The organism is Bacillus sp. ME78 (assembly GCF_903970865.1).
GTDB lineage: Bacteria > Bacillota > Bacilli > Bacillales > Bacillaceae_G > Bacillus_A > Bacillus_A cereus.
Genome location: NZ_CAJCKK010000011.1, coordinates 128,842 through 154,552, shown reverse-complemented (window position 1 = coordinate 154,552; position 25,711 = coordinate 128,842). Strand labels below are relative to the sequence as shown.

Genomic DNA, 25,711 nt, shown 5'->3' with positions numbered 1-25,711 from the left:
GTTTTGCTCATTCAATTGGAGTTCCTAAACTTGCAGGTCCGTTCATACTATCGGCAGCAGCATTTATACTGGCAGGTCTAGTTCTTTTTGTTATGCTTCGTCCAGATCCGTTAATTATTGCTAACATAATAGAAAGATATAAACAGGAACATACATATAAAGGACAACCAATAACAGAAGAAGCGAAAGAAAATAAACGAGGTATTACAGTTGGAGCAATCGTAATGATACTTACGCAAATAGTGATGGTTGCGATTATGACGATGACACCAGTTCATATGGGACACCACGGTCACGGTTTAAGTGCAGTAGGACTTGTGATAGGTTTTCATGTAGGTGCAATGTATCTTCCATCTCTCGTTACAGGAATGTTAATTGATAAAATTGGCCGAACTACAATGAGCATAGCTGGTGGAGTGATTTTACTTGCAGCGGGTGTCATAGCTGCGATAGCGCCAAGTGATTCTTTATTATTATTAATCGTTGCTCTATCTTTACTTGGGCTAGGATGGAACCTCGGATTGATAAGTGGTACAGCACAAATCGTTGATTCCACAACACCGTCTACACGTGCTAAAACACAAGGGGAAATAGATGTTTTTATTGCGCTAGCTGGAGCTTCTGGTGGAGCGATGTCAGGTATGGTAGTAGCGAATTCAAGTTATGCGGCATTGTCATTGGCTGGAGGCGTGTTAGCGTTATTACTTATTCCTGTTGTGATATGGTCTCGAAAAGGGGCAAGAAATTAAATGAAAAAGAGGTTCTAGTTACTGACTAGAACCTCTTTTTATACACTTAAATTAAATTCCACTCTATAATAAGTCCTAAATGCGTAAGTCCGCCACCAAATCCGTATAGTAAAAGTGTGTCTCCGTTATTTAACCTTCCTTCTTTTATAGCTAAATTTAAAGCGAGTGGAATGGTGACTGAAGAGGTATTCCCCATATATTCCACGCTCGTTAATGTTTTTTGTATTGGAATTTGAGATTTTTCGCAAATAGATTCGATCATTCGTAAGTTAGCGCTGTGGGGTATGAACCAGTCTATATCATCTACTTGCATATTTACGGTATGTAATAAATTTTTTATGCCTTTTGGTACTGTGCGTGTTGCCCATTTATATACTTCTCTTCCATTTTGAACGATTTTTTCATTTGTTTGCAGTGGTGTGCCATTCATAGTAGTAGATAAGTTTGTTCTATATAGATGAATGCCGCCATCACCGTTTGTTCCCATGTGAGCAGCGATAAAGCTTTGGGTGTTTTCATCTCTTTCTAATAAAATAGCACCAGCACCATCACCGAATAAAATACAGGTCGTTCTATCGGTATAATCAGTAACTTTAGATAATGTCTCTGTCGCTACGACAAGTACTTTTTCATGTGAACCAGAAGTGATTAAGCTATTACCGACGTGTAGTCCATATGTAAAACCAGCACAAGTTGCATTTAAATCAAAAGCTAGTGTATGAGGTATGTTGAAGTATTGTTGTATTTGGCAAGCAACACTAGGGAAAACGTAATCGGCAGTAGTAGTAGCGACAATGATACAGTCGACATCTTCTAAGTTTTTCTTATATGTTGTACATAAATTTTCAATTGCTTTAATGGCTAAGTTTGAGGAGTATTCTTCGTCGCTAGCGATTCTTCTTTCCTTCATTCCTGTTCTTTGTACAATCCATTCATCATTCGTATGGACCATCTTTTCTAAATCGTTATTAGACAATATTTGATCTGGAACATAAGTACCAATTGCAGTAATACGAGATTTAGAATGCATAGGAACATCTCCTAATTTTTATTTTTATAACCTGATACTAATATCAGGTTATAAAAATGTCAATAAAGATTTTTGTTGTATTAAAACGATAATACTTAACTTACTATGAAGGAATTTGGCGAGTGCTGTAAAAATAATATACGAGAAGTTTCTAAAATTGATAATTGCTTTTGTTATTTTTATTGTGAGAAAAACTCGCAAAAAATGACGATTAAAGTAAAAATATAAAGATTTTCTTTAGTGTGATATAGGTTGTTAAACCTTGTGAAAGCGAATTACTTATGCTACACTTTATGTAACTTAAAATGAACGGAGGGGCTTCCTTTGATCTTAATCAGATTACGTCTCAATACTTTGTGCCAATAATTGAATAGCGCTCAAAGGCTCTGTCTGTGTACAGAGTGAACGGGATTGGTCTGCCTATTTTAAAGGAACCCTTTATTAAGCTTATATGTGAAAAAGAGGGAGGGACGAATACGCCCTCTTTTTGTTTTGCCTTTATAAATAGAATGGGATTGTATAAGTGAACACTTACTGTGGATACGTATACAATCTTGGGACTTTTTGACTATAAAATAGGATGAAAGCATAGCTTTCTTCTATTTCTTTGGTGAACCCTTATCCGTTTACGAAAACACAGGCAGCGACCTGTGTTTTTTATTTTACGTAATCGAAATGGAGGAATAAATATATGGAAGAAGTATTACAAAGAGCAGTTTTAGTTGGAGTAAATGTAGGTAATGAAGATGATTTTGCATATTCGATGGAAGAGTTAACAAATCTTGCGGAAGCTTGTGATGTAGAGGTAATTGGGCAAGTAACGCAAAATTTACAACGAGTAAATCCATCGCATTATATCGGAAAAGGAAAGATTGAAGAAGTTGCAGCGTATGTACAAGAAATAGATGCGAATATGGTTATCTTTAATGATGAATTATCTCCTTCACAAATTCGAAATTTAGAAGAGGATTTAGATTGTAAGGTAATTGATCGTACCATTTTAATTTTAGATATTTTTGCGCAACGTGCGAAAACGAAAGAAGCACAGCTACAAGTAGAAGTAGCACATCTTCAGTATATGATGCCTCGTTTAATCGGTCTTCGTGAATCGTTAGGGAGACAGAGCGGCGGCGTTGGTACGAAAAATAAAGGTGTCGGTGAAAAGAAGTTAGAGTTAGACCGTCGTAAAATTGAAGAACAAATTTCAGTGTTGAATAAAGATTTAGAAGCGCTCGTTGCCCAGCGTCAAACGCAGCGAAAGCAGCGTAAGAAAAATGAAATACCTGTTGTAGCATTAGTAGGTTATACGAATGCAGGAAAGTCAACGACGATGAATGCAATGCTTGAAATTTATAATGGTACAGAAGAAAAACAAGTATTTGAAAAAGATATGTTATTCGCGACGTTAGAAACATCTGTACGAAATATTGATTTGCCAGATAATAAATCATTTTTATTAACAGATACAGTTGGATTTGTAAGTAAATTACCACATCATCTTGTGAAGGCGTTCCGTTCAACGTTAGAAGAAGTAGCGGAAGCAGACCTACTTATTCACGTTGTAGATTACGCAAATCCAAATTATGAACAATTAATTGATATTACAAATGAAACGTTAAAGAAAATTGGAGTAGAAAATATTCCAACGATCTATGCTTATAATAAATCAGATATGGTAGATGTTAAAATTCCGAAAGTGCAAGAAGATCGCGTTTATTTATCAGCGAAGAAACATGTTGGAATTGAAGAACTTGTAGAAATGATTCGCTCACACATCTATAAAGAATATACGAAGTGTGAAATGTTAATTCCATATGATCAAGGACAGGTAGTTTCGTATTTCAATAATCATGCACACGTTTTATCTACGAGTTACGAAAACGAAGGTACCAAATTAGAAATAGAATGTAAGACGAGTGATTACGAGAAGTATAAGCATTTTGCAATTTAATGTAAGAGGCAACCCAGTATGTGATTGGGTTGTCTTTTTTTGTACTGTTTTACCGCTGAAAGTTACAAGGATGCAAGCCAATGACGGGAGTTAAGTTATATTTCTGGAAAAAGAAATGAAAGCAGTATAGAATAGAAATGTTTCAAAAGTCAGAATTTATTACACCTACTGTAATAAATATATATTTTGTACAGAAAGGGGAGATTCACATATGCAGGCAGTTTCACACAAAAAAACTGTAGAAACACCGACAATATATCGAATTTTATTTGCGATTAGCTTTGGGCATTTTTTAAATGATTCGATGCAAGCAGTTGTGCCGGCGTTGTTTCCTATTTTGGAAAAAACGATGAATTTATCCTATATGCAAGTAGGGTGGATTGCGTTTGCATTAAATATGACGTCATCGATTATGCAACCGGTGTTTGGTATGTATTCAGATAAGAAGCCGTCACCATTTTTATTACCACTCGGCATGTTTTCAAGTATGCTTGGAATGATTGGACTCGCGTTTGCACCAAACTTTATTATTGTTATTATTTCTGTTTTATTTATTGGTTTAGGTTCCGCGGTCTTTCATCCAGAAGGCGCTCGTGTTGCGTATATGGCGGCAGGTGCAAAACGAGGGTTAGCGCAAGCAATTTATCAAGTTGGGGGAAACACGGGGAATTCTCTAGCTCCTATTTTTACAGCGCTAATTTTCGTTCCACTCGGTCAAATTGGTTCATTAGGTTTTACAGCATTTGCAGCAGTAGGAATTGTATTATTAATTTTCGTATCGAATTGGTACAAAAATGAATTAGCAACCGGTGCTGTAAGAAGGAAGAAGAGGGCTGCACTTGAGGCGGAAAATGCAATTGTAAGTACACACATTAAATTCGTTATTATACTTCTTGTTTTTCTTACTTTTGTACGCTCTTGGTACGGTGCTGGTATCGGGAATTTCTATCAATTTTACTTAATAGAGCATTATGGTTTATCTATAAAAAATGCCCAGTATTTCGTATTCGCATTTATGATTGCTGGTGTGTTAGGAACTTTCTTCGGAGGACCGTTAGCAGATCGATTTGGTAAGAAAAATATCATCGTATTTTCAATGTTAGGTTCAGCGCCACTTGCACTGTTATTACCACATGTCTCACTTGTGTGGGTCGTACCGTTATTTTTATGTATCGGTTTTATTAGTTCAAGTAGTTTTAGTGTAATTGTTGTATATGCACAAGAGCTTGTACCTGGAAAAGTGGGAATGGTGTCAGGATTAATCGTAGGTCTTGCGTTTGGACTTGGAGCATTAGGTGCTGTAGTTCTTGGGAAATTAGCAGATATATATAGCCTGCAATTTATTATGCTATTATGTAGTTGTCTACCATTAATTGGACTCACTTCATGGTTACTGCCAAGTGATAAGAAAACGATAGAATAGGGGATGCGCTATGAAATTGTGTGAAAACGTTACGGAATTAATAGGAGATACACCTGTCGTCCGATTATCTAAATTTATTCCGGAAGACGCAGCAGATGTGTATGTGAAACTAGAAATGTTTAATCCATCGCGCAGTGTGAAAGACCGTGCTGCTTATAATTTACTTCACGTTGCAGAAGAAAATGGTCTCATCAAACCAGGAGATACAATTATTGAACCGACAAGCGGGAATACAGGGATTGGTTTAGCGATGAATGCAGCAGCTAAAGGGTATAAAGCGATTTTAATTATGCCAGATAATATGTCAAAAGAGCGTATTAATTTATTGAAAGCATACGGAGCAGAAGTAGTTTTAACACCAGCAGAACAAAGAATGCCAGGAGCAATTGCGAAGGCGTTAGAACTGCAAAAACAAATACCGAATAGTTTTATCCCGCAACAATTTGAAAATCCAGCTAATCCGAATATTCACCGTTATACGACTGCACTTGAAATTTACGAACAAATGGATGGAGAGCTTGATGCTTTTGTTGCAACGGCAGGAACAGGCGGAACGATTACAGGGACTGGTGAAACGTTAAAAGAGAAATTGCCAAACTTATATATTGCAGTAGTGGAACCGAAAGGATCTCCCGTTTTATCCGGTGGTGTACCAGGTCCTCATAAACTAGTAGGAACAAGCCCAGGATTTATTCCGAAAAACTTAAATACAGAAGTGTATAACGAAATTATTCAAATTGCAGATGAAGAGGCTTTAACGACAATGAGAAACTTAGCTAGACAAGAAGGATTATTAGTTGGGCCATCTTCTGGAGCATCTGTTTACGCTGCAATCATGATAGCGAAACGCCTAGGCGTTGGTAAAAAAGTTTTATGTATTGCGCCTGATACAGGTGAACGTTATTTGAGCGTGGGGTTATTTGAATAAAAAGGATAGAAACACCTTAATAGTGAATAGCTGCTATTAAGGTGTTTGTTTTATGGAATGAAGAGGGGGAGAAGAACAATGAAACTATTAAAACCAATCCATGAATATAGTGAGCATATTACGGCGTATAGACAAGCGTTTTTACACTCAGGGAAACAACCACATGGAAGTAGTTCTTTACAAAACTTTGATTCTCTTGATGAATGGTTTGAAAAAGTGAGTAAACAAGAACTAGGAGAAAATTTACTAGCTAATCGAGTGCCATCTAGTCAGTTTTTAAGTTTTGAAAAAGGGAAACTTATAGGTTTTGTGAATATTAGACATAGATTAAATCCAGAATTATTACGGGAAAGCGGTCATATTGGATATAGTGTCCATCCGAATAAACGTCGCCACGGTTACGCTACGAAACAACTACAACTTGCATTAGCTGAAGCGCAAAAATTAGGATTGCAGAAAGTATTAATAACTTGCGATAAATCTAATATCGGTTCTGCTAAAACGATTCAAAAGGTTGGAGGTGTGTTAGAAAATGAAGTAGTTTCTTCTCGTACTGGTGAAGTTATTCAGCGCTATTGGATAGAAATATGATTAAGTAGGAATTTGAAAAGGTAATGCAAGCTGTAATATCGAAATAGATAAATGAAATATAGGGGATTACTGCAATTTTAGGGGGGAAATGAAATGGGATTAAAAGAGAAAGCGATAGAGATGTCAGAGATTTATAGGAAAAATCCGAAAGTAGAAGCTATTATTTTAGCGGGTTCAGTAGCTAGAAAGCTTGAAGATGAACATTCAGATATAGAATTACATATTTTATGGTCAACACCGCCGGAAGATGAGGATCGTAGGGCCCCTATTTATCATATTGATGGGAAAATATTATCGTATCATCCGTATGAGGAAGAAGAATGGTCGGAAACGTATTTAACGAAAGAGGGAATTAAATTAGAGATTAGTAACTTTTTAACAGAGACAGTAGAGAAAGTGATTTCGGATGTGGTGGATCAATATGATATAAGTTATGAAAAACAATGTGTTGTATCATCCATTCATGATGGTGTTAGTTTGTATGGAGAAGGGAAAGTGAATGAATTAAAAGAAAAAGTAGCGGCATATCCAGATGAACTAGCAAAACGGATGATTTCAGAAAATCTATGGTTAAGTAATCGTTGGCACAATCGAAAGGCGCTTTTAAAACGGAAAGATTGACTTATGCTTTATGACGTTATTTGCGAAGTACAAAGGAACGTATTCGGTGTTTTATTTGGTTTGAATAAAATGTACGTACATCATCCAGCGTTTAAATGGATGCCTAATAATGTGGAACGAATGACTATTAAACCTGAAAAATTATATGAACGTATGGCGGACACATTAATAGGGAATCCAGAAAAAAGTGTGCAGGAGTTAGAGTTGCTAATAGAAGAAGTGTTGCAACAAGTTCATACATACGCGCCAGGAGTAAATGTGGATGAGCAAGAAAAATCTATTTTTTATTTTGTGAAATAGAAAATAGTAATAAGGGGGAAGTTATGGGTTTTTTTAATAGGTTTTTTAAAAAAGTTGAAAAAGTAAATGAGCAAGAAGCCACTCTTCATGAATTAAGTGAAGAATTGTATGTTGAATCACCGGTAGAGGAAGCGACTAGTTACTGGGTATCAATGGCACAAAATATAATTGTTAATGCTGTAAAGGCGGCTGACAATGATGTGGAACGTGCCTTCGTATTATTGAATTTGAAGAAAGGTGAGGCTTCATTTGATATTTTCTATTAAATAAATGGGCAATTGTATTTCTGGGATCAGCTAGAAAATGAGACGATAAGAAATAGAATTCAGAACGAGTTGTTACCGCAAGCTCCAGAAGTTTCAAATGCAGTAAATGAGCAATTTCATGAAGCTGCTCACCCTATAATTTCGTTTGCGCAATTGCAGTTTGAATGGGAAACGAAAGCCTGGTTTTCACATATAATTTGGGAAGATAACCTTGCTGCTCAATTGCCCAAAACTCAAATTCTAAATGAATGGTTTCGTGTAATTAAAGAAGAAACGAAAAATAGACCACTGGATAGTGATGCGAAATTTTCTTGGTATCCATCAAACTCTTAAAAAATTAATACAGAGAGACAAGTTATGTTTCTAGATGATTTGTATTATTGAATAAGTATCAATAATACGTAATTCTTTTTCTATTGCCTGTTAGAATTCGTTATGTACTAATCCACTTGTTTTCTAAACTAAAACTCACATTTCGAATTTTGAAATAGATTGTAATACATAAAAATTCGAAATATAAGTTGACACTATTTTTAATGTGTGATAAAAATGATAGTAATCAATTCGGAAAATAATATTTGGGCAATGAAAGGGTATAGTAGTGAATATCTCCCTATTTCAGAGAGCTGATGGTTGGTGTGAATCAGTATATAGATTATTCATGAAGTTCGTCCTGGAGCATCTTTCATAAATCTCGCATTATGAGGAAATGAAAGACGGTAGTTTATACCGTTATCAAATAAAGTGGTGAAGATTTTTTCACAACTAGGGTGGTACCGCGATATTTATCGTCCCTACGTATTTACGTAGGGACGTTTTTTATTTAGGTCCTAACTTTGTTGTGTCTTCATAACTAGGGTGGTACCGCGATATTTTATCGTCCCTACGTTTTTGCGTAGGGGCGTTTTTATTTAGGTGGTTTCTTAGTGTTCTTCACAACTAGGGTGGTACCGCGATATTTTTGTCGTCCCTACGTATTTACGTAGGGACGTTTTTTTATTAGGGAGGAAGTGAACGTATTAGAAAAGAGTATTGATAGAACAATATAAATACCAAATTGTAACAAAGAAAAAGAGATAGAGAGGAGATTAACAAATGAATTCACAGCAATGGACATCGAAATTAGGTTTCGTATTAGCTGCAGCAGGTTCGGCAATTGGTCTTGGGGCGATTTGGAAATTCCCATATATGGCCGGCATTGGAGGAGGCGGAGCGTTCTTCCTAATTTTCATCGGTTTCACATTATTAATTGGTTTACCGCTATTATTAGCTGAATTTGTTATTGGAAGAAGTACACAAAAAGAGGCTGTCGATGCATATAGAGAGATTGCTCCTAAAACGTTATGGCCTTGGTTAGGTAAATTAGGAATTGTAACATGTTTCATATTACTTTCTTTCTACAGTGTTGTAGGGGGCTGGATTTTATTATATTTATGGAATGCAATTACAGGTAGACTATGGGAAGGAAATGGAGCATACGAAGCTACGTTTGGTGAAATCATTTCCAATCCATATTTAGCAGTTGGATCACAGCTATTATTCATCCTTATTACTATTTTCATCGTAAGTAAAGGTGTACAAAATGGTGTTGAAAAAGTAAATAAATATTTCATGCCAGCATTATTCGTTTTATTCTTTGTATTAATCGTTCGTGCACTTACATTAGATGGTGCTGGAGAAGGCGTTCGTTTCTTCTTACAACCTGATTTCTCACATGTAACATCAGAAGTTATATTATACGCAATGGGGCAATCGTTCTTCTCATTATCTGTCGGGGTAGCCGTTATGGTAACGTATAGCTCGTACTTACCGAAAGAAGAAAGCTTACCACGTTCAGCATTTTCTATCGTAGCCTTAACTCTTGTTATTACATTACTTGCAGGACTTGCAATTTTCCCAGTTGTGTTCGCATTTGGAATGGAACCATCTCAAGGGCCGGGACTATTATTTATCGTGTTGCCAGCTATTTTCAGTAAAATGGCGTTCGGAAAATTATTCTTCATTGTTTTCTTATTACTATTCTTCTTCGCTACGATTACATCAGCAATTTCGATGTTAGAAATTAGTGTTGCATCGTTAACATCAAAAGGTAAAGGGAAACGTGAAAAAATGGCCTTAATCGTAGGGTTATTAATCTTCGTTGTTGGGGTACCATCAGCATTATCATTCGGTATATTAAGTGATCTGAAGATTTTCGGGAAGACAGTCTTTGATTTAGCGGACTATGCAGTAAGCAACGTATTAATGCCACTTGGTGTATTATTAGTTTCTATCTTTGTTCCTTTAAAAATGAAGAAAGATGTATTAATGAAAGAGCTAGGTGTAAGTAAAAATAAAGGTTATAAACTATTCGTATTATGGTTATTCTTACTTCGTTATATCGCACCAATTGCGATTATTATCGTATTCTTAAATGTACTTGGCATTATATAAAAAGAAAGGTAGCGTATCATACAAAGATACGCTACCTTTTTATTTTGCTCTTTTTTGCAATTCATTTACTGTTACGAACTGATAGCCCTTCTTAGATAAAGAATCTAAAATACCTTCAATCGTTTGTAAATTTTCATTAGACTCATCATACATAGAGTGCAGTAAAATGATAGAACCTGGTTTTACATTTTTATTAACGTATTTAATTTTATCAGCCGCAGATTTATAAAAAGTATCGGGCTCAAGATCCCATGTGATTGTTTCGATATTGTTTTTATTTAAATAATATGGCAGCCCTATTAACTTCTTACCGTTAGGGGGCCTAAAATCAATTTCGTCTGTAAATCCTGTTTGGCGGATTAATGAATTCGTTTTTTCTATTTCATCTTTAATAAAAGAAGGTATTTTGAAAACCATTCTATTATGAGAATATGTATGGTTTCCAAGTTGGTGCCCAGATTGCGCGATAGCTTCTCCTAACGATAAACTTTGCTCTAACTCATTTCCAATTAAAAAGAAAGTAGCTTTAGCGTTGTATTTATCTAGTAGCGGTAATATTTGTTTTACATTGTTAGTAGGGCCATCATCAAAAGTTAAAGCAATCACTTTTTCATTTGTTTCTACGCGTTGTGTTAAATCTCCAAATAATTGAAAGCTTCTTGCATTCATCAATTTGTATGTTCCAAATAATGCCGTGATAATAAAGAATAGTGTAACGATTGTAATGATAATTTTTTTCCTCATAATGTAACCTCACAATGTTTTTTGATTCAATTAAAAAGTATTATATCAAACTAAGTAATTTCGTGCTTTAAGAAGGGTGTGGATGCAAGGAGAAGGAATTTATCATATAATAAAATACAAAAGGTATATTAGGAGGTGTTTATATGGCGATTATAATTCAATTGCCAGACACTGCAACGTCTCATGCAAAGCCAAGTATGGAAATGGCGATACTTTGCGTGAGGTAGACAAGTAATATACAATCGCCTATATGAGCTCGTATCATTTTTTATATTTGGCTTTGCACCTTATTGAAATGAACCATAAAAAATAAGGGGCGAGCAGAAATGAAATACGTAAAAGCTAATGCTGTTTTACCAGAGAGTTTAATTACTGAAATTCAAAAGTATATACAAGGTGAAACAATTTACATTCCGAAACAAGAAACGAAACATTATAAATGGGGTACACGATCTGGCGGAAGAAAACAACTAGATGAAAGAAATAAAGCAATTAAAGAAGCGTTTAAAAGTGGGATTGCTATTCATCAACTTGCAGAAGAATATTTTCTTTCTGGGGAAACGATTAAAAAGATTGTGTATTCTAAATAAGAGGAAAAGAGTCTGATTCATATATTACTTTGAATCAGACTCTTTTTGTTTTATGTGTATTGGATATATGAGGTGTGAACGGGCATGATAATAGAAAAAATGTGCCGTTTTTTTATTAAATGGTATACAGAGCACTTGAAAAGTAGAAAGGTGAACATATATGAATCATATTGGACAAATAACGATAGAGCTTTTAGTTGGTTTTTTTGTTCTATTAATTGCTACAAAAATATTAGGGAAAACACAAATATCTCAGCTAACGCCATTTGATTTTATTTCTGCAATCGTCCTAGGTGAGCTCGTTGGAAATTCAATATATGATCCTAAAATTAAAGTATGGTCTATTTTATATTCAGTATTTGTTTGGGTAATTTTAATTTATACTATAGAAGTGATAACACAAAAAGTAAGAGGAACAAGAAGGTTTTTTGAAGGGTATCCTTCAATTATTATTCGTAACGGAAAGATTGATCGTGAACAATTAAGCGTAAATCATTTGGATATAAACCAATTACAACAAATGCTTAGGCAACAAAAAGATATATTTTCAATCCGAGAAGTTGAATATATGATATTGGAACCGAACGGAAACATAAGCGTTCTGAAAAAAAGTAAATACGAATCTCCTACTATAAATGATTTAAGTTTAAAACATAAGCCTGTATACTTACCAATTTCATTAATTAGTGATGGAAAAGTAGTTAAGGATAATTTGAGGGAAGCGGGATTTGATGAAGGATGGCTTTATAAACAAATAAAGCAAAAAGGAATTACTAAATTTGAAGACGTATTATATGCGGAATGGAAAACAGATGATGGCTTCTTTTGTCAGGAAATGCAGCGGTAGAGAATAAGTGATATATGTAATGTTTGTTTCTAAGTTATCTTTTACATATCAAAAAACGTAATCATTGTATACAATAAAACTAGATCAACAATTTGTATGGAGTGATAAAGATGGAAGCGTTTATTAGAAGTGATCAATATAATTTTATAAAATCACAAGCTTATATTTTAGCAAACGGGCATGCAACGGCAAATGATAGAGGTGTAATTCAAGCGTTAAAATCGCTTGCGATTGAAAAGATAATACATGTATTTGAGAATTTAACGGATGAACAGAAAGAGTTAATTGATACGGTATTAACAGTTCAAAATAGAGAAGATGCAGAATCATTTTTAATGAAAATAAATCCGTATGTAATTCCGTTTCAAGAAGTTACAGCACAAACATTAAAAAAATTATTTCCTAAAGCGAAAAAGTTAAAACTTCCTGATATGGAAGAAATGGATATGAAAGAAATATCTTATTTAAGCTGGATTGATAAGGGGTCAAGCAGGAAATTTATTATAGCGAAAAATGATAAAAATAAATTTGTTGGTCTGCAAGGAACGTTCCAAAGTTTAAATAAAAAAAGCATTTGTTCGTTATGTCATGGACATGAAGAAGTAGGAATGTTTTTAGTTGAAATTAAAGGCGATGTACCAGGAACTTTCGTTAAAAAGGGAAACTACATTTGCAAAGATGGTGTAGCTTGCAATCAGAATATGAAATCGCTAGATAAATTGAACGATTTTATTGAACGCTTGAAGAAATAACGAGAAAACCTCTAGTATTTAAACTGGAGGTTTTTATTTTTTGAAGAAGTAAAATAAGCTTTCTTTGTAAATGTAGATTTATAATGAAATTTGATAAAAATATCTATTATGATACAGTTGCTTATATGCAAGGAGGTAAAACATGGATTACCTTTTATCGAAAGAAAAAGTGAAGCGATGGCCCAAAGATATGATAGCGGCGGGGCGTTGTCATACAGTTGGCCTGAAATCGGATGGCACGGTAGTAGCGGTGGGCCGGAATAAAGAAGGGGAATGTAATCTAAGTGGCTGGCGAGATATTGAAGCAGTCGCAGTGGGCAATGTTCATATGGCAACGAACACGGGTAATGCTCATACAATCGGTCTTACATGTGACAGTACTGCGGTAGCAGTGGGTTGGAATAAGCATGAACAATGTGATATAAACGATTGGCATAATATTGTAGCAGTTGCGGCAGGGTGGCGTCGTACTATTGGCCTGAAATCGGATGGCACGGTAGTAGCGGTGGGCCGAAATAAAGAAGGAGAATGCAATGTAAGCAGTTGGCAAGGTATTGTGGCAGTCACAGCGGGTGACTGGCATACAGTCGGTCTTAAATTGGACGGCACATTGACGACTGTGGGGAATAATCGATATGGTCAATGCAATGTAAGTAGCTGGCGAGGTATTGTAGCGGTCAAGGCTGGGTATCTTCATACTGTTGGTCTTAAACGAGACGGTACGGTGACAGCAGTGGGGAATGATAAACATAACCAGTGTGATGTAAGTGGCTGGCGAGATATTGTAGCAATAGCGGCTGGTACGAATCATACAATCGGACTTAAATCAAACGGTACCGTGGTGGCAGTGGGTTGGAATGAGTATGGTCAATGTAACGTAAGTGATTGGAGAGATATTGTAGCGATAGCGGCTGGTTGTGCACATACAGTCGGACTAAAATCAGACGGCACGGTGATCGCGGTAGGTAATAATGAATTTGGCCAATGCGATGTAGGTAGCTGGCGCGACATTCGGTTGCCTGGCAAATAGTCAATTTACAATAAATCATTAGTAATATTATTCTATTTTAGGGGTAATTATGGAATAGGATATGTAGAAAATAATTAAACTTAAATCTGCTGAATAAGAATCTCTTTTGAAAAGGGATTCTTATTATTTTTCATAAAATGAGGGTGTAAATGGAATTTTTGAACAAATTTTATTTCAAAATTACAGTAGAAGATATAAATTAAAAAGTATAGAGGAGATAAAGGAATGCTTAAAAGGTTTTTACTTTCTTTACCGGATGTTTTACTTATATGTATCGTTCTCTACATAATGTACACAAATTCTTTTAGTTTTGGACAGATGCTAGTAATTTCCATTGCAATCGGAATTATTGGTGGTCTTGCTATTAGAATTTGTAAGGATGTATTCACGTATATAAGATGGACAATTAAACAAAGAAAAAATTGAATATGTTCAATAGTTTTTAGGAGGGAATGAAATGACTAAGAAAAAGAATAGAGTGAAAAACGAGATAGTACTTTGGTCACTAACAGCAATTGTTCTATTAATTGTATGGTACTTTTATCAAAAATAAAAACGCATCGTACTCAAAAAGCACGATGCGTTTTTATTATTTTTTTTGCCAATTTTCTTTTATAAAGTCTTCACGCCCAGATTCTTTTTGCTCAGTAGCATATTTCTCTGGATTCTTTTTATAGAAATGTTGGTGGTATTCCTCTGCTTCGTAAAAAGGTGCAGCAGGACGAATTTCAGTCACGATTGGATCTTTAAACATACCGCTTTCTGCAAGAGCTTGTTTTGATTTTTCAGCAAGCCCTTTTTGTGTTTCGTTATGATAAAAAATAGCGGTACGATAAGATGGACCACGGTCAAAAAATTGTCCGCCATCATCAGTTGGATCGATTTGTGGCCAATATAAGTCTAGTAATTTCTGATAAGGAAAAATAGAAGGATCGAATGTAATTTGAACAACTTCTAAATGTCCAGATGTTCCAGCTTTTACTTGTTCATATGTTGGGTTTTCTACATGACCTCCTGCATAGCCAGAAAGTACTTTATGAATACCAGGAAGTTCATCAAATGGTTTTACCATGCACCAAAAGCAACCGCCTGCGAAGGTTGCGAGTTCGTATGTTTTTTCGGACATTGCTGTAATCCTCCTAAATGTATATGTTTTATATAGTATTATATAAATTGTTTTATTGCGCAATAAAAAAGATTTGAAAATATATGTTTTTTACAAACAAGATCCTCCGCTCACATCAATTAATTGTCCAGTAACCCAGCGGCTGTCTGGAGAAGCAAGGAATGCAGCGGTATCGGCAATGTCTTCTACTTCACCTAAGCGATTGAAAGCGGAAATAGTAGTAGCGTACTGCTTCATCATCGGGTCGCTCAAGAGTTCTGCATTCATATCTGTTTTAATAAATCCTGGAAGTATTGCATTCACCGTTATTCCTCGTGCTCCAAGCTGTTTTGCTAGCGTAAAAGTCATTGTATTAATAGCGCCTTTCGTCATACTATATGCAACAAAATCAGGTAAAGAAATGCGGGTGGCAGCGGATGAAATATTAATAATTCGGCTATTGTCACGTAAACGTGGCAGTGCTTGTTGAATGATAAAGAATGGTGCTTTTGCATTTACTGAAAACATTCTATCAAAAAATTGTTCAGTCGTTTCTTCAATAAAAGCACCAGGACCAATGCCAGCATTATTTATTAAAATATCAAATTGTGTTTCACCAGTGTGCTTTTGTAATTCAGTATCTAAAGCTTTATAAAGGTTTTCTACACCGTGTAAGGATTCTAAATTTGCGCCGATAGAAAAAGCTTGGCCACCATTTGATTGAATTTCATGAACAGTTTCTTCAGCGTCATCTTTTCGATTACCGTAATGAACAGCAACCAATGCACCGTCATTTGCTAAACGTTTAGCGATTGCTCGTCCAATTCCTCGGCTTGCTCCTGTAACTAACGCTACTTTCCCTTTTAACATAGTTTCCTCATCTCCTCATAAACTTTATAAGTTTTTCTTTATGTAGTAATGCAAACATACTTAAGTAATATATGAGTGTATGTAAGTAATGCATTCCAATTTTGATTTGAGAAAAAATAAATAGAATGAATTTTGATTTTTTTGAAAAAACATGTTGACAAGGAAAAGAACAACGTCCTATAATACGTGTAACAAATAAAAGTTAATTAAGAATTTTCTAACTTTATATGTTGTATATGCAAAGAAGAGGAAAGTAGATGATTATGATCGTTTCAGAGAGCTACTCCAAGGCTGTGAGGGTAGTAACAATCGAATCATTGAAGATCACCTCGGAGCATCGCTTGCGAAAGGGAAACTGAGTAGAGGGCGGCGGCATCGTCTCCGGTAAAAGGACGGAGGTCTGATTGGACCTACAAAGCTTATATTTCGTGAGAAGTATAAGGAAGCTGAGTGGTAACGCGAAACTCTCGCCTCAGCAATCAAAGCTACTAAATTGTAGTAGTTGATTGCTGAGGCGAGAGTTTTTATTTTTAAAAATAGAAGAAGAGAATGCGTAGAAGAGGAGAGTAAATGATAAAGATTGTTTCAGAGAGCTGCCCCGAGGCTGTGAGGGTGGTAACAATTCACTCATTGAAAATCACCTTGGAGCACTACTTTTGAAAACTAGTAAAAAGTAGCGGGGTTGTTCCCGATAGAAAAACAAAAGTCTAATTGGACTTGCAGAGCTTATATTTCGTGAGAAGTATAAGGAAGCTGAGTGGTACCACGATTCCCTCGTCTCAGCAATGGATTGCTACAAGTATGTAAGTAATCGATTGTTGAGACGAGTATATTTTTAAGGTTTATATACTGAATATTCTGTTAAAAATACTCATCTCAGCAATCGATGTAGAAATAGATTGCAAAAAATAGAGAAAAAAAGAGGAGCGATGTGAGATGGGAAACCAGTACATTTACATGAATGGGGAATTTGTAGAAAAAGAAAAGGCAGTTGTTTCAGTATATGATCACGGTTTTTTATACGGAGACGGTGTATTTGAAGGGATTCGTAGTTACGGAGGAAATGTATTTTGTTTAAAAGAACATGTGAAACGATTGTATGAATCAGCGAAATCTATTTTACTAACAATTCCAATGACGGTAGAAGAAATGGAAGAAGCAGTTTTACATACACTCCAAAAAAACGAATATACTGATGCTTACATTCGCTTAATTGTCTCAAGAGGAAAAGGTGACTTAGGGCTCGATCCGAGAAGTTGTGTGAAGCCGAGCGTAATTATCATTGCAGAACAATTAAAGTTATTCCCACAAGAATTTTATGATAATGGGCTAAGCGTTGTATCGGTTGCATCAAGACGTAATACGCCAGATGCGTTAGATCCACGTATTAAGTCAATGAATTATTTAAATAACGTACTTGTAAAAATTGAAGCAGCACAAGCAGGAGTGTTAGAGGCTCTTATGTTAAATCAACAAGGATATGTTTGTGAAGGTTCTGGTGATAATGTTTTCGTTGTGAAAGATGGAAAAGTATTAACCCCGCCATCCTATTTAGGAGCATTAGAAGGTATTACGAGAAATAGTGTTATCGAGCTATGTGAGCGACTGAGTATTCCGTGTGAGGAAAGACCGTTCACTCGCCATGATGTATATGTAGCGGATGAAGTATTTTTAACAGGAACAGCAGCGGAGTTAATTCCAGTTGTAAAAGTTGATTCCAGAGAAATTGGAGATGGGAAACCAGGAAGTGTAACGAAACAATTGACCGAAGAATTTAAAAAATTAACGAGAGAAAGAGGAGTACGTGTTCCCGGGCTGACGGAAAGCTTAGCGTAAATAAGGAGAGGAGTTAATGGAAATGAAGCAGCAGTATACAGCGTATGAGAAATTACAGTATGAAGAAATGAAAGGCGCTGGGCACGTGATTCAATGTTTGAAGAAATTGGGTGTAACGACCGTTTTCGGCTATCCAGGCGGAGCGATTTTACCAGTATACGATGCGTTATACGAAAGTGGTTTGAAACATGTTTTAACTCGTCATGAACAAGCTGCCATTCATGCGGCTGAAGGATATGCGAGAGCTTCTGGAAAGGTTGGGGTAGTCTTTGCTACCTCTGGCCCAGGGGCGACAAATTTAGTTACGGGTTTAGCAGACGCTTATATGGATTCGATTCCTTTAGTTGTCATTACCGGGCAAGTTGCAACGCCTTTAATTGGTAAAGATGGATTTCAAGAAGCGGATGTTGTCGGAATTACAGTACCTGTTACGAAGCATAATTACCAGGTTCGTGATGTGAATCATGTATCACGAATTGTGCAAGAAGCTTTTTATATCGCCAAAAGCGGGCGCCCGGGACCAGTATTAATTGATATTCCAAAAGATGTTCAAAATGCAAAAGTCACCAGTTTCTTTAATGAAGAAGTTGATATTCCGGGGTACAAACCAGAACTTGTACCAGACAACATGAAACTTAGAGAGGTGGCTAAAGCAATTTCAAAATCTAAGCGTCCACTTCTTTATATTGGAGGAGGTGTCATTCATTCAGGTGGATCCGATGAACTCTTCGAATTCGCAAGGGAGAACCGTATTCCAGTCGTTTCAACTTTAATGGGACTTGGTGCATATCCACCGGATGATCCATTGTTTCTAGGGATGCTTGGTATGCATGGGACATACGCTGCTAATATGGCGGTAACAGATTGTGATTTACTACTTGCATTAGGTGTTCGCTTCGATGATCGTGTAACAGGAAAATTAGAACTTTTTTCTCCGCACTCGAAAAAAGTACATATTGATATTGATTCTTCTGAGTTTCATAAAAATGTAACTGTAGAACATTCGATTGTTGGTGATGTAAAAAAAGCGTTACACATGCTGTTACATATGTCTATTTATACACAAACAGACGAATGGCTTCAGAAAGTAAAGACATGGAAAGAAGAATATCCACTTTCTTATAAGCAAAAAGAATCTGAGTTAAAACCACAGCATGTGATCAACTTAGTAAGTGAATTAACGAATGGTGAAGCGATTGTCACAACAGAAGTAGGTCAGCATCAAATGTGGGCTGCTCACTTCTATAAAGCAAGAAAACCTCGGACGTTCCTTACCTCTGGAGGATTAGGAACAATGGGGTTTGGTTTTCCAGCAGCAATTGGTGCTCAGCTAGCTAAAAAAGAAGAACTTGTCATTTGTATTGCAGGTGACGCTTCTTTTCAAATGAACATTCAAGAACTACAAACAATTGCTGAAAATAACATCCCTGTAAAAGTATTTATCATAAATAACAAATTTTTAGGGATGGTAAGGCAATGGCAAGAAATGTTTTATGAAAATCGTTTATCAGAATCAAAAATTGGATCACCAGATTTTGTGAAAGTAGCAGAAGCTTATGGAGTAAAGGGATTAAGAGCAACAAATTCAACCGAGGCAAAACAAGTGATGTTAGAAGCATTTGCTCATGAAGGTCCTGTCGTAGTTGATTTTTGTGTAGAAGAAGGTGAAAACGTATTTCCGATGGTTCCGCCAAACAAAGGGAATAACGAAATGATTATGAAGAGGTGGGAAGAATGAGTCATACTTTTTCACTCGTTATTCATAACGAGCCAAGCGTCTTATTACGTATAAGTGGGATTTTTGCTCGGCGTGGTTATTATATTTCTTCTTTACATTTAAAAGAAAGAGATACTAGTGGTGTTTCTGAAATGAAACTCACAGCAGTTTGTACTGAAAATGAAGCGACATTACTTGTTAGTCAGTTGAAAAAATTAATTGATGTTCTGCAAGTAAATAAATTATAAGGAGTGTATGGAATATGAAAACATATTATGAAAAAGATGCAAATGTAGAGTTATTACAAGGAAAAACTGTTGCAGTAGTTGGTTATGGATCACAAGGTCATGCGCAAGCACAAAATTTACGTGATTCTGGTGTAGAGGTTGTAGTTGGTGTTCGTCCTGGTAAGTCGTATGAAGTAGCGAAAGCGGATGGATTTGAAGTAATGTCTGTTTCAGAAGCGGTTCGAACCGCACAAGTTGTACAAATGTTATTGCCAGATGAACAGCAAGCTCATGTGTATAAAGCAGAGGTAGAAGAGAATCTTCGTGAAGGACAAATGTTACTTTTCTCACATGGATTTAACATTCACTTCGGACAAATTAATCCGCCAAGTTACGTAGATGTAGCGATGGTCGCGCCAAAAAGTCCAGGTCATCTCGTTCGCCGTGTATTTCAAGAAGGAAATGGTGTTCCAGCATTAGTCGCAGTGCATCAAGATGCGACGGGAACAGCGCTACATGTAGCACTGGCGTATGCAAAAGGTGTAGGGTGTACACGTGCAGGGGTAATTGAAACGACATTCCAAGAAGAAACCGAAACGGATTTATTCGGTGAGCAAGCTGTACTTTGCGGCGGGGTAACTGCACTTGTGAAGGCCGGGTTCGAAACGTTAACGGAAGGTGGATATCGTCCTGAAATTGCATACTTTGAATGTTTGCATGAATTAAAGCTAATTGTTGACTTAATGTACGAAGGTGGATTAACGACTATGCGCCATTCTATTTCAGATACGGCAGAGTTTGGAGATTATGTAACAGGATCGAGAATTGTTACAGATGAAACGAAGAAGGAAATGAAGCGTGTTCTGACAGAAATTCAGCAAGGTGAATTTGCGAAGAAATGGATTTTAGAAAATCAAGCAGGGCGTCCGACGTATAACGCAATGAAAAAAGCAGAACAAAATCATCAATTAGAAAAAGTGGGAGCAGAGCTTCGTGAAATGATGAGCTGGATTCATGCACCGAAAGAATTAGTAAAGAAATAGGGTAAGAAAGTATAAATGAAAAATATGTAAGAGGGGATTTGACAAGATGAGAAGTGACATGATTAAAAAAGGTTTTGATAAAGCACCGCACCGTAGTTTATTAAAAGCAACTGGTTTGAAAGATGAAGATTTTGATAAACCTTTCATAGCGATTTGTAATTCTTTTATTGAAATTATTCCAGGGCATAAACACTTGAACGAGTTTGGGAAACTTGTAAAAGAGGCAGTTCGCGCGGCAGGTATGGTACCATTCGAATTCAATACAATTGGAGTTGACGATGGTATTGCGATGGGACATATCGGTATGCGTTATTCTCTTCCGAGTCGTGAAATTATTGCAGATTCAGTAGAAACGGTTGTAAATGCACACTGGTTTGACGGCATGATTTGTATCCCAAACTGTGACAAAATTACACCAGGTATGATGATGGCTGCACTACGTATTAATATTCCGACTGTGTTTGTTTCAGGCGGCCCGATGGCAGCAGGAAAAACATCTAAAGGAGAAGTTGTTGATCTGAGTTCCGTTTTTGAAGGAGTAGGAGCTTATCAATCTGGGAAAATTTCAGAAGAAGAATTAAAAGATATTGAAGATCATGGCTGTCCATCTTGTGGCTCTTGTTCGGGTATGTTTACCGCGAACTCTATGAATTGTTTATGTGAAGTGTTAGGTTTAGCTCTTCCTGGTAACGGGAGTATTTTAGCAATTGATCCAAGACGCGAAGAGTTAATTAAACAAGCAGCAGAGAAATTGAAAATTTTAATTGAAAGAGATATTAAGCCACGTGATATTGTAACAGAAGAAGCAATTGACGATGCTTTTGCACTTGATATGGCGATGGGCGGATCAACGAATACAGTATTACATACGCTAGCACTCGCACAAGAGGCAGGGCTAGATTATGATATGAACCGTATTGATGCAGTTTCAAGACGTGTACCTCATTTATGTAAAGTAAGTCCAGCCTCAAATTGGCATATGGAAGATATTGATCGTGCGGGCGGGATTAGTGCAATTTTGAAAGAGATGAGCCGGAAAGAAGGAGTACTTCATCTTGATCGAATAACTGCTACTGGGCAAACATTAAGAGAAAATATTGCTGAGGCAGAGATTAAAGATAAGGAAGTTATTCACTCTCTCGAAAACCCTCATAGTGAGGAAGGAGGATTGCGTATATTAAAAGGCAACCTTGCGAAAGATGGAGCAGTTATTAAAAGCGGTGCAACAGAAGTAAAGCGTTTTGAAGGACCTTGCGTTATTTTTAATTCACAAGATGAGGCACTTGCTGGCATTATGCTTGGGAAAGTGAAAAAAGGAGATGTAGTTGTCATTCGTTATGAAGGACCAAGAGGTGGCCCTGGTATGCCAGAAATGTTAGCACCAACATCAGCAATTGCTGGAATGGGATTAGGTGCTGAGGTTGCATTATTAACGGATGGACGTTTCTCTGGAGCTTCACGTGGAATTTCAGTAGGACATATTTCACCAGAAGCAGCAGCGGGCGGGATGATTGCACTTCTTGAACAAGGGGATATTGTATGTATTGATGTTGAAGAACGCTTACTAGAAGTAAGAGTGAGTGATGAAGAATTAGATAAGCGTAAAAAAGAATGGAAACGACCAGAACCGAAAGTAAAAACTGGCTGGCTCGGACGTTATGCACAAATGGTAACATCGGCGAATACAGGGGCTGTCCTGAAAATCCCACATTTTGATTGAGCCAATTTAAAAGAGATAAGGATGATATATAATGGTGCAAAAGGTAAAGGAGAGAGTGAAAATTGAAGATATCTTAATGGCTCATAATTGCCTGAAAGATATCGTTATTAAAACACCGTTACAACGTGATACAGTTTTATCTGAGAAATATGATTGTGACGTTTATGTAAAACGAGAAGACTTACAATTAATTCGCTCTTTCAAAATTCGTGGTGCGTACAATTTAATTCAAAGCTTACCGAAAGGAAAATTACAAAACGGTGTTGTTTGCGCAAGTGCTGGTAATCATGCGCAAGGAGTTGCTTATACGTGTAATTTATTGAAGATTACGTCAAAAATATTTATGCCCACAACAACACCGAAACAAAAAGTATCACAAGTACAATTTTTCGGTGGTGATTTCGCAGAGATTGTATTAGTTGGTGATACATTCGATAGCTCTTTCCAAGAAGCACAGCGCTATTGTGAAGAAAATAAGATGACATTTGTTCATCCGTTTGATGATCCGTATGTCGTTGCAGGTCAAGGGACAGTGGCAGTTGAAATTATGCATGATATGGAGAAATCAGTTGATTATATCTTTACAGCAATTGGCGGTGGTGGATTAGCATCAGGAGTTGGTACATATGTAAAAGGTGTTAGTCCTACTACAAAGGTTATTGGTGTAGAACCGATGGGAGCTGCATCTATGAAAGAGGCTTTTCTTCAAAATGATAATGTCGCATTAGAGAAAATAGATAGTTTTGTTGATGGGGCAGCGGTTAAAAAGGTAGGAAAGTTAACTTTTGAAACTTGTAGAGATGTAATTGATGACATTGTTTTAGTACCAGAGGGGAAAGTTTGTACGACGATTTTAGAACTGTATAAGAAAAATGCGATTGTAGCTGAACCGGCTGGTGCACTCTCTATTGCAGCCCTTGATCTATACAGGGATGAAATAAAAGGTAAAACAGTTGTATGTACGCTAAGTGGTGGAAATAATGATATTGATAGAATGCAAGAAATGAAAGAACGTTCTCTCATTTACGAAGGGTTAAAGCATTATTTCATCATTGAATTTCCACAGCGTTCAGGTGCGCTAAGAGAATTTCTTGATAAAGGATTAGGACCAGAAGATGACATTACGCGCTTTGAGTATATTAAGAAACATAATAAAGAAAATGGTCCAGCATTAGTCGGCGTAGAATTAAAACATAAAGAAGATTATGAGCAATTAATTACTCGCTTTAAAGAAAATAATATTCAATTTATGGAACTTAATAAAAACCCTGTTTTGTTTGATTTGCTTATTTAATAGAAGGAAAGAGTTAGAATGTAAATAAAAAAGATAGATACAAGCGAGGGAATATAGTGCTTGTTCTATCTTTTTTATAGTTAAACTAGGTACTCATTAAATTCAAGAAGAATAAAGCTAGCTAACCAAAAGAGTATCGCAATACGAATGATTACATACATTGTAAATTCAAAAGGAGTAAGATTTCTCTCTCGCTTTATTTTTTTAAATAGTCTCACAGAATAAAAGGAACATAAAAGTAGAACTGCTATAGAAATTTTATAAACGTTCTCTAACAAACTTACATTTTCTAATAAGTCTTTCAGCATGTTTATCACCTATTCTGTAAAGTATATTACAGAGAAATAGATCTTGAGCTGTCTAGTTTCGTTTGTTTTTTATTTTCCCTGTATCATCAATTTCTACATCAGTTGAAATTGTTTGTAAATATTGAAGAGCTTTTTTCTTTTCTCCCTCATTTACAGGGGAAACTTGGTTGTTGCGAATGATATAAGGATTGAATGACATTTGGACATCCTTTCCTTTAAAAGTTAAAGTTAATACGCCAGTTTCAGCGCTTTTCCCATTCACATAACTCGGGAATAAAAAGTTACCTAATGAGTAAGCGATAGGAACTTTATTATAATACTCAAACCCTTGTAACCAATGTGGATGGCTTCCGACAATTGCGTTAGCTCCTGCTTCAACCATTTTAGGTACATATTGCTTTTGGTATTCTACCGGACGATTTGATTTTTCAACGCCCCAATGCATATAGACGATTAAATAGTCTGCATCTTGTTTTTGTTCTTTAATTGTTTTTGTTACAAGATTTAAATCATAGCCATTCGCAACGCCAGGTTTATTCTCACCAGCTACCCAATTAGAATCAGGCATAAATCGAACGAAGGAAAGAAATTTAAACTTTTTCCCTTTTACGGTCATTTCTCGTGCTGTATATGCATCTTTCGCATTTTTTCCGGCTCCAATGTAAGGGAACTTTAATTTTTCTACGTGAGAAATCGTATCTAATAATCCATCTTGCCCATAATCAAGTGTGTGGTTATTCCCAATATTTACGATGTCATATCCAGTGTTTTTAATAGCTTGTAGTGTAGATGGATCACTTTTAATCCAAAACAGTTGCCCAGGTGCTTTCTTTTCTTTCGTTGTAAATGCCGACTCTAAATTCACAAAAGAAATATCAGCTTTTTTTATTTCTTCTTTTACATGTTGAAATGGGTAATCAGCCCCATTCTTTTCGATTATAGGACGTAATTGCCAATCAAACATTGTATCACCAGAGAAGGTGAGTGTGATTTCTTGGTCTTCTATTTTCTTTTCGCTTTTTGAAGCGGTTTTACTAGATTTGTTTTGCAAATCGGGTTTGTCTTTTGCTTTTGAAATAAAAGAGTAATTGATTAATAAAACAATCGGTGTAATGAAAAAGGCTATTAACAAAAATCGTTTTAGTAAAGTTTTCATATATACCTTCCCTTTTAATATTATCCCGCAATTAAATTAACACTGAATCTATTAAAGGTAATTAAAGTTACAAAAAATAGCGGGTTATGTAGTGGAAAACATTTGTTAATATTCTCAATATTAAGTTAACATATAGATAACCTGTAAATCAATGTATAAACCAAAATATAGAAATAAAGA

Annotated in this window: 23 protein-coding genes, 2 pseudogenes and 3 other annotated features; of the genes and pseudogenes, 19 read left to right on the top strand and 6 right to left on the bottom strand. The window is 36.0% G+C overall.

Going from position 1 to position 25,711, the window contains the following annotated elements; genetic code table 11:
• On the top strand, positions 1–749 hold a 749-nt coding region (locus tag H6481_RS14865; protein WP_182812157.1), incomplete at its 5' end, for an MFS transporter.
• A gap of 46 nt (positions 750–795) precedes the next feature.
• Here H6481_RS14865 and H6481_RS14860 read toward each other — a convergent pair.
• Complete coding sequence (locus H6481_RS14860; RefSeq protein ID WP_182812154.1) at positions 796–1,779, bottom strand: ketoacyl-ACP synthase III; 984 nt, start codon at positions 1,777–1,779, stop codon at positions 796–798.
• A gap of 691 nt (positions 1,780–2,470) precedes the next feature.
• Here H6481_RS14860 and hflX point away from each other — a divergent pair.
• The 7 genes and pseudogenes from hflX to H6481_RS14825 all read left to right on the top strand — a co-directional run bounded on the left by hflX (position 2,471) and on the right by H6481_RS14825 (position 10,292).
• On the top strand, positions 2,471–3,730 hold the full coding sequence (gene hflX, locus H6481_RS14855) for a GTPase HflX (RefSeq protein WP_071730924.1): 1,260 nt from the start codon (positions 2,471–2,473) through the stop codon (positions 3,728–3,730).
• 211 nt (positions 3,731–3,941) lie between these two features.
• Positions 3,942–5,153, top strand: coding sequence for an MFS transporter (locus H6481_RS14850; RefSeq protein ID WP_001149399.1), 1,212 nt, complete (start codon positions 3,942–3,944; stop codon positions 5,151–5,153).
• A gap of 10 nt (positions 5,154–5,163) precedes the next feature.
• Positions 5,164–6,081, top strand: coding sequence for a cysteine synthase A (gene cysK, locus H6481_RS14845; RefSeq protein ID WP_182812151.1), 918 nt, complete (start codon positions 5,164–5,166; stop codon positions 6,079–6,081).
• 78 nt (positions 6,082–6,159) lie between these two features.
• Positions 6,160–6,672 carry a GNAT family N-acetyltransferase gene (locus H6481_RS14840; protein ID WP_182812148.1) on the top strand — a complete coding sequence of 171 codons (513 nt, stop codon included), beginning with the start codon at positions 6,160–6,162 and terminating at the stop codon, positions 6,670–6,672.
• Positions 6,673–6,765: 93 nt separating this feature from the next.
• A pseudogene (locus H6481_RS14835) lies at positions 6,766–7,593 on the top strand (DUF4037 domain-containing protein).
• A 23-nt stretch (positions 7,594–7,616) separates the two neighbouring features.
• Positions 7,617–8,192 (top strand): annotated as a pseudogene (locus H6481_RS14830) (hypothetical protein).
• A gap of 243 nt (positions 8,193–8,435) precedes the next feature.
• Positions 8,436–8,658, top strand: a binding site (T-box leader).
• 296 nt (positions 8,659–8,954) lie between these two features.
• Positions 8,955–10,292, top strand: a complete 1,338-nt coding sequence (locus H6481_RS14825; protein ID WP_001088187.1) for a sodium-dependent transporter — start codon at positions 8,955–8,957, stop codon at positions 10,290–10,292.
• 39 nt (positions 10,293–10,331) lie between these two features.
• On the opposite strand, the gene H6481_RS14820 is transcribed toward H6481_RS14825, so the two are convergent.
• Positions 10,332–11,036 (bottom strand): polysaccharide deacetylase family protein, encoded by a 705-nt coding sequence (locus H6481_RS14820; protein WP_071730928.1) that lies wholly within the window; start codon positions 11,034–11,036, stop codon positions 10,332–10,334.
• A gap of 326 nt (positions 11,037–11,362) precedes the next feature.
• Here H6481_RS14820 and H6481_RS14815 point away from each other — a divergent pair, with 326 nt between their 5' ends.
• The 5 genes from H6481_RS14815 (at position 11,363) to H6481_RS14795 (ending at position 14,681) form a co-directional block, all read left to right on the top strand.
• Entirely contained in the window at positions 11,363–11,626 is a 264-nt protein-coding gene (locus H6481_RS14815) for a CD3324 family protein (protein WP_000878325.1), read from the top strand.
• Positions 11,627–11,786: 160 nt separating this feature from the next.
• A complete protein-coding gene (locus H6481_RS14810; RefSeq protein WP_001015543.1) occupies positions 11,787–12,473 on the top strand; it encodes a DUF421 domain-containing protein in 687 nt (228 codons plus the stop codon).
• A 110-nt stretch (positions 12,474–12,583) separates the two neighbouring features.
• Positions 12,584–13,225, top strand: coding sequence for an elongation factor G-binding protein (locus tag H6481_RS14805; RefSeq protein ID WP_000387074.1), 642 nt, complete (start codon positions 12,584–12,586; stop codon positions 13,223–13,225).
• A 142-nt stretch (positions 13,226–13,367) separates the two neighbouring features.
• Positions 13,368–14,255 (top strand): chromosome condensation regulator, encoded by an 888-nt coding sequence (locus H6481_RS14800; RefSeq protein WP_182812145.1) that lies wholly within the window; start codon positions 13,368–13,370, stop codon positions 14,253–14,255.
• Positions 14,256–14,480: 225 nt separating this feature from the next.
• On the top strand, positions 14,481–14,681 hold the full coding sequence (locus H6481_RS14795; protein ID WP_000919314.1) for a hypothetical protein: 201 nt from the start codon (positions 14,481–14,483) through the stop codon (positions 14,679–14,681).
• 163 nt (positions 14,682–14,844) lie between these two features.
• Here the strand turns inward: H6481_RS14795 and msrA are convergent, their stop codons facing one another.
• Positions 14,845–15,381 carry a peptide-methionine (S)-S-oxide reductase MsrA gene (msrA, locus tag H6481_RS14790; protein ID WP_001291883.1) on the bottom strand — a complete coding sequence of 179 codons (537 nt, stop codon included), beginning with the start codon at positions 15,379–15,381 and terminating at the stop codon, positions 14,845–14,847.
• A gap of 90 nt (positions 15,382–15,471) precedes the next feature.
• The gene (locus H6481_RS14785) at positions 15,472–16,230 is read right to left on the bottom strand and encodes an SDR family oxidoreductase (protein WP_088021945.1); all 759 of its coding nucleotides are present in this window, start codon (positions 16,228–16,230) and stop codon (positions 15,472–15,474) included.
• 232 nt (positions 16,231–16,462) lie between these two features.
• Positions 16,463–16,708: a binding site (T-box leader), on the top strand.
• A gap of 67 nt (positions 16,709–16,775) precedes the next feature.
• Positions 16,776–17,015 (top strand) — a binding site (T-box leader).
• Positions 17,016–17,166: 151 nt separating this feature from the next.
• Between H6481_RS14785 and ilvE the strand changes: the two genes are divergently transcribed.
• The 6 genes from ilvE to ilvA are packed head-to-tail and all read left to right on the top strand — an operon-like array spanning position 17,167 to position 24,067.
• Entirely contained in the window at positions 17,167–18,066 is a 900-nt protein-coding gene (gene ilvE / locus H6481_RS14780) for a branched-chain-amino-acid transaminase (protein ID WP_000528161.1), read from the top strand.
• A gap of 22 nt (positions 18,067–18,088) precedes the next feature.
• Complete coding sequence (gene ilvB, locus H6481_RS14775; protein WP_182812167.1) at positions 18,089–19,804, top strand: acetolactate synthase large subunit; 1,716 nt, start codon at positions 18,089–18,091, stop codon at positions 19,802–19,804.
• Positions 19,801–20,031: an ACT domain-containing protein gene (locus H6481_RS14770; protein WP_000019909.1), complete on the top strand. Its 231-nt coding sequence runs from the start codon at positions 19,801–19,803 to the stop codon at positions 20,029–20,031. Before ilvB ends, H6481_RS14770 begins: the two co-directional genes overlap by 4 nt.
• Before the next feature lie 14 nt (positions 20,032–20,045).
• Positions 20,046–21,053, top strand: a complete 1,008-nt coding sequence (gene ilvC, locus H6481_RS14765) for a ketol-acid reductoisomerase (protein WP_000861143.1) — start codon at positions 20,046–20,048, stop codon at positions 21,051–21,053.
• A gap of 46 nt (positions 21,054–21,099) precedes the next feature.
• Positions 21,100–22,773, top strand: a complete 1,674-nt coding sequence (ilvD, locus tag H6481_RS14760; RefSeq protein ID WP_001255813.1) for a dihydroxy-acid dehydratase — start codon at positions 21,100–21,102, stop codon at positions 22,771–22,773.
• Between the two features lie 31 nt (positions 22,774–22,804).
• On the top strand, positions 22,805–24,067 hold the full coding sequence (ilvA, locus tag H6481_RS14755) for a threonine ammonia-lyase IlvA (RefSeq protein ID WP_071730936.1): 1,263 nt from the start codon (positions 22,805–22,807) through the stop codon (positions 24,065–24,067).
• An 80-nt stretch (positions 24,068–24,147) separates the two neighbouring features.
• Here ilvA and H6481_RS14750 read toward each other — a convergent pair whose 3' ends face one another.
• Together H6481_RS14750 and H6481_RS14745 are read right to left on the bottom strand one after the other, a co-directional pair.
• The gene (locus tag H6481_RS14750; protein WP_000910229.1) at positions 24,148–24,375 is read right to left on the bottom strand and encodes a hypothetical protein; all 228 of its coding nucleotides are present in this window, start codon (positions 24,373–24,375) and stop codon (positions 24,148–24,150) included.
• 52 nt (positions 24,376–24,427) lie between these two features.
• Positions 24,428–25,531 carry a CapA family protein gene (locus tag H6481_RS14745; RefSeq protein ID WP_000854539.1) on the bottom strand — a complete coding sequence of 368 codons (1,104 nt, stop codon included), beginning with the start codon at positions 25,529–25,531 and terminating at the stop codon, positions 24,428–24,430.
• Between the last annotated feature and the right edge of the window lie 180 nt (positions 25,532–25,711).

Coding starts and splice junctions, on each gene's coding strand:
- H6481_RS14860 (WP_182812154.1), bottom strand. CDS start 1,779: ATGCATTCTAAATCTCGTATTACTGCAATTGGTACTTATGTTCCAGAT.
- hflX (WP_071730924.1), top strand. CDS start 2,471: ATGGAAGAAGTATTACAAAGAGCAGTTTTAGTTGGAGTAAATGTAGGT.
- H6481_RS14850 (WP_001149399.1), top strand. CDS start 3,942: ATGCAGGCAGTTTCACACAAAAAAACTGTAGAAACACCGACAATATAT.
- cysK (WP_182812151.1), top strand. CDS start 5,164: ATGAAATTGTGTGAAAACGTTACGGAATTAATAGGAGATACACCTGTC.
- H6481_RS14840 (WP_182812148.1), top strand. CDS start 6,160: ATGAAACTATTAAAACCAATCCATGAATATAGTGAGCATATTACGGCG.
- H6481_RS14825 (WP_001088187.1), top strand. CDS start 8,955: ATGAATTCACAGCAATGGACATCGAAATTAGGTTTCGTATTAGCTGCA.
- H6481_RS14820 (WP_071730928.1), bottom strand. CDS start 11,036: ATGAGGAAAAAAATTATCATTACAATCGTTACACTATTCTTTATTATC.
- H6481_RS14815 (WP_000878325.1), top strand. CDS start 11,363: ATGAAATACGTAAAAGCTAATGCTGTTTTACCAGAGAGTTTAATTACT.
- H6481_RS14810 (WP_001015543.1), top strand. CDS start 11,787: ATGAATCATATTGGACAAATAACGATAGAGCTTTTAGTTGGTTTTTTT.
- H6481_RS14805 (WP_000387074.1), top strand. CDS start 12,584: ATGGAAGCGTTTATTAGAAGTGATCAATATAATTTTATAAAATCACAA.
- H6481_RS14800 (WP_182812145.1), top strand. CDS start 13,368: ATGGATTACCTTTTATCGAAAGAAAAAGTGAAGCGATGGCCCAAAGAT.
- H6481_RS14795 (WP_000919314.1), top strand. CDS start 14,481: ATGCTTAAAAGGTTTTTACTTTCTTTACCGGATGTTTTACTTATATGT.
- msrA (WP_001291883.1), bottom strand. CDS start 15,381: ATGTCCGAAAAAACATACGAACTCGCAACCTTCGCAGGCGGTTGCTTT.
- H6481_RS14785 (WP_088021945.1), bottom strand. CDS start 16,230: ATGTTAAAAGGGAAAGTAGCGTTAGTTACAGGAGCAAGCCGAGGAATT.
- ilvE (WP_000528161.1), top strand. CDS start 17,167: ATGGGAAACCAGTACATTTACATGAATGGGGAATTTGTAGAAAAAGAA.
- ilvB (WP_182812167.1), top strand. CDS start 18,089: ATGAAGCAGCAGTATACAGCGTATGAGAAATTACAGTATGAAGAAATG.
- H6481_RS14770 (WP_000019909.1), top strand. CDS start 19,801: ATGAGTCATACTTTTTCACTCGTTATTCATAACGAGCCAAGCGTCTTA.
- ilvC (WP_000861143.1), top strand. CDS start 20,046: ATGAAAACATATTATGAAAAAGATGCAAATGTAGAGTTATTACAAGGA.
- ilvD (WP_001255813.1), top strand. CDS start 21,100: ATGAGAAGTGACATGATTAAAAAAGGTTTTGATAAAGCACCGCACCGT.
- ilvA (WP_071730936.1), top strand. CDS start 22,805: ATGGTGCAAAAGGTAAAGGAGAGAGTGAAAATTGAAGATATCTTAATG.
- H6481_RS14750 (WP_000910229.1), bottom strand. CDS start 24,375: ATGCTGAAAGACTTATTAGAAAATGTAAGTTTGTTAGAGAACGTTTAT.
- H6481_RS14745 (WP_000854539.1), bottom strand. CDS start 25,531: ATGAAAACTTTACTAAAACGATTTTTGTTAATAGCCTTTTTCATTACA.